Origin of the sequence: Polyangium fumosum (assembly GCF_005144585.1) — a bacterium.
GTDB classification, from domain to species: Bacteria; Myxococcota_A; Polyangia; order Polyangiales; family Polyangiaceae; genus Polyangium; species Polyangium fumosum.
On record NZ_SSMQ01000168.1, the window covers coordinates 1 to 3,747 of the forward strand.

Here is a 3,747-nt window from a genome sequence, read left to right on the forward strand (position 1 = left end):
ATCGAGCACCGCCTTCGTCGTGTACACCCCTGCGGTCTTGTTGTCCTCGACCCCGCGCACCGGCCTGCCCAGCACATCGAAATGCACCAGCGCCGGCGTCTCCGCATGCTCCTCGGTCAGCTCCGCCGCCCGCTGCTCCTGCGCGGAAGGCGTCGGCGTCGCGCTCGGCTGCCTCGCGGCATACCAGGGATTGCCCGCCTCCAGCACCGTATCGTTCCCGTCCCAGCTCGCCTGCTCCCAGGGCGTGAACGTCACGCGCGAATGCGTCCCGTTCGGCAGGTCCGTTCGGATGAGCCGGCCGAGCGGGTCGTAACGCAGGATCGGCGTCACGCCCCATTCGACCAGCTCCTGTTCGTCCTCGTATTCGTGGGTGGCCGTGAAGAACGGCTCGTACTGCTTGACGGGATTGCCCTTGTTGTCAATGACCACGCGCCCCGTGCCCACCCATCGCGGCGAGGCGGTGGCCAACACTACCGCGCCGTTCTCGTCCTTGACAAGCCCCCCGTTCTCGTCCCGCACCGGCGCAGGACCGGGCTCGGCCTGCACCTTCTTCAGAATCTCACGCCCGAGCCCGTCGAGGTACGTGTAGCTGTGCTGCCACGGCGTCAGCGCATCCCCGTGCCGCTCGCGCGCGGCCGCATGCGCGACGTTGGGTTTGCCCGTCGTGCGCCAAACGTCGAGATCGTGCTCGAACGTCGTGGTTGGGTCCTCCAGTGTGTCTCCGTCATTCGAGCCGACCTTGCCCATCACGGCCGTCACCACGACCATCCCGAGCTCGTCGAGCTTCACGGCGCTGCGATTGCCGTTCGGGTCGGTGGCGAGCGTGGGCCCGAGGACGCGGTAGTCGTTCGTCGCGGTGACAGTATTGCCGAGCGCGTCCTCGGCAGATGTCACGAGCAAATTGTAAGTGTCGTACGTGATGGTCGTGGAATTGCTGAGCGGATCCAGGATCTCGACCGGCAAGTAGAACTTGTCCGGGTCGAACACCTGGCGGCCGGTTCGCACCCAAGAATCGTCGTTCTCCTCGATGTACCCGCCCTCGGTGAGCATGGTCGAGGTCACGCGCGTGCCATAAGCCGCGGTCAAGAGCCCAGGAGTGAAGGCAAGCGCGTATGTCTCGTAAGGCAGCGCGAGCGCGTCGATGGTACCGAGGGGCAGCGCCGCGAGGGAAGACCCGGACAGCGTCGTGCTGTTGTAATAAATCTGCCGAACCTGCTCGACCAGACGCTCTTGCATCGTGGTGCCGTTGGGCGTCACCTTATAGCGCCACCTTGTAGGAGAACAACTACCTTGCCGTGGCCCATTGACGCTGCGGGGCGGTTGCGAGGGGACGGAGCGAATGGACCTACCTGGCACTATCGCAAGCGGTCTTGGACGCATGGGGTGACAGTAGCCTGTATCTGTCACCCCTGTGCCGAGGCGCAGTGTTATCTTTTGCGTGTTACGCCGAGTCGACGTTTGATATACTCTTTCCGAAGGTTGATATCGTGAGGGTCTCCGACCTGAACACCAGCAGCGAGCATCTTCTCCTTTACGGTCCTGGCCAGCTCACCGTCTTCGATGAGTAGTATCGAGTTTGTTCGCATATCGATGATGGCGCAGCTAACCCCTGCACGAATGTCCGATTCGTCTCCCGAGAGGACATAGTCTTCCTTGTCTGTGGTCCACAATCTCTCGTATTCCTTCAACCTACGTTCCATTCCCTCATCATCCATATCATTTAGTTCGCTTTCTTCGGCCGTGGAACGCCGAATCGTAGAACTTCACCATCGTGCTCCACCACATTCGATCTAAACTGAGGCGATCCTGCCTTTCGTAGTTGCTTTATGGTGTCGACATCCTCGGAACTCGGACCGTAAACCCCCTCCGGTGGATGGGTGTGGCTAATGAGTCGAACATTCGGAAGTATAGGGAATGTGAGTTCCGCTCTCTTTCCCGAATATAACCAATATGTACCTCCACCCCCTCCTTTCCCCTGGCCGGTCCTGTAAATCAGCGCAAATTCTAAGCCGAACTCCTTTTGGAGAGCCCTCATTTCGACATCCGTTAGCCTTCGGGGTACAAACATACCGCGTTCGCCGGGCAGTTCGGACACCACAACGGCTGACTCACCCTCCCCGAGCGTTACAATGGGCCGCTCGCTTGGAGAGACAATGGTCTTGCCACCCGCAATGGTTCTGGCTCGTAGCAATCCCTTCGGGACTGGTTTAGCCTGAGTCTGAGTCCGAGCGTTCGGCTTCTTCTGGGTGGCTCGGTTGACTCCGGCTCCGCCAGTACTATGCACTATTTGAGTTGTGACTTCCGCGCCGGCAGCTGCCATGTTCGGATCCTGCTCGAATCCGAATGTTTTTCCAACTGTCTCAGATATAAATGCACCCGTCCCTATGAAGGCAGCCGCGATTGGATTGCTCGCTGCGACTTGCCACATTCGCTGTCGCGCTTGCGCGTCACCCGGAGCTGAAGGTCCAGTGAACCCATCCCGTGAATTTGCTTCCGAAGCCAATTTCGACCAACTTGCGAATGCTCGGTCGAAGTCCCTCACGGTGTCTTCCGGCTTCGCCTTGGAGCCCTGATAACCATACTCGGACAATAACGGGTGCAGTTTTACCTCGTTCGCTCCAATAAGGCGAGCGAACATTTCCGCAGATAGCTTATGACGCATGCCCCTCAGCCAGAGGAATAGACCATCAATGTCCGTGGCTTCTTCCCCACCATTCCCAGTGCTATCAACTAGGCGCGTGGGAGCTCCGCGAACATATTCATATAAGTTCGCACCGTCCACCATCCCCGCCGGATCCGCACTTGTCCACCTCCCTAGCCACGGCGCATAGTATCGCGCCCCGTGGTAATACAGCCCCGTCTCCTCATCCCGCTCCTTGCCCGTGTACCTGTACCTCTTCGCGCTAACTTCCACCCCGCTCACCGCTGCGTGGTAGGCCGTCGTCCCGTAGGGGTGGTATTCCTCATAGCCGATGACCAAGCCGGCCTCGTCGACTTCTAGGGAAGCGGAGCCCAGATGGTTGCCAAACTGATACCGGAGCCTCGGCGTCGGCGTGAACGGCGGCGCGTTCGTGTCGACCGTCTTGGTCTCCACCATCGCAATCCGCCGAGCATCATCCATCACATGGAGCGTCTCCCGCTCCAGCACGACACTCCCGAGCTCATGCCTCCGGTAAACCTCGAAGCCCCCGAGGTAGATCCGCTCCTCGACAATACCGCTATGCTCCCAAACCTTCCGCACCCGCTGCCCACCAGCATCGTACGTGACGTAGACCGTCCCCCCGCCGCCCTTGTCGACTTCACGCTTCTGGTCCTTGAAATCCCACTCGATGCCATCCAGATGCGGCATCGACGTCATGCTCCCGTGCTCGTCGTACGTATACGTCGCCGAGAACTCGGCCTCATCATCCCCCGGTAAGCTCGTCCCGAGCAGCCGATTGCTCATCGTCTCGATGTCGTACCGCCGGGTCCAGCTCCCCGTGCTGCCCTGCGCGGCATGAATCATCTTCAAGATGTTGCCGACTGCATCGTACTCGAAGCTCTCGGCGTAGTTCCGCATCGCCTGCGGATCATTCGGATTGGCCGCATTCACGAGCGGGAATCCATTCTGATCCTGCTGAATATCCGCATTCTGCCCCGAATGTTCCCGCCCCGTCGCCTCGATCAGCCGGTAGATCGCATCGTACTCGTACTTCCAGACCGGCTCGACCAACTCGCTGTTGTGGTAGAGCTCCTCCTGCGCCAGGT

2 protein-coding genes and 1 pseudogene are annotated in these 3,747 nt (G+C 60.0%); all 3 read right to left on the reverse strand.

Annotation, left to right across the window (positions count from 1 at the left end):
- Positions 1 to 1,236 (reverse strand): annotated as a pseudogene (locus E8A74_RS51485) (SpvB/TcaC N-terminal domain-containing protein); the annotation flags it as partial.
- A 191-nt stretch (positions 1,237 to 1,427) separates the two neighbouring features.
- A complete protein-coding gene (locus E8A74_RS51490; protein WP_136936559.1) occupies positions 1,428 to 1,700 on the reverse strand; it encodes a hypothetical protein in 273 nt (90 codons plus the stop codon).
- A gap of 20 nt (positions 1,701 to 1,720) precedes the next feature.
- Positions 1,721 to 3,747: RHS repeat domain-containing protein (locus E8A74_RS51495; protein WP_136936560.1), on the reverse strand; the 2,027-nt coding region annotated here is incomplete at its 5' end.

Excerpts from the sequence above, each read along its gene's own strand:
- E8A74_RS51490 (WP_136936559.1), bottom strand. The coding sequence starts at position 1,700 with ATGGAACGTAGGTTGAAGGAATACGAGAGATTGTGGACCACAGACAAG.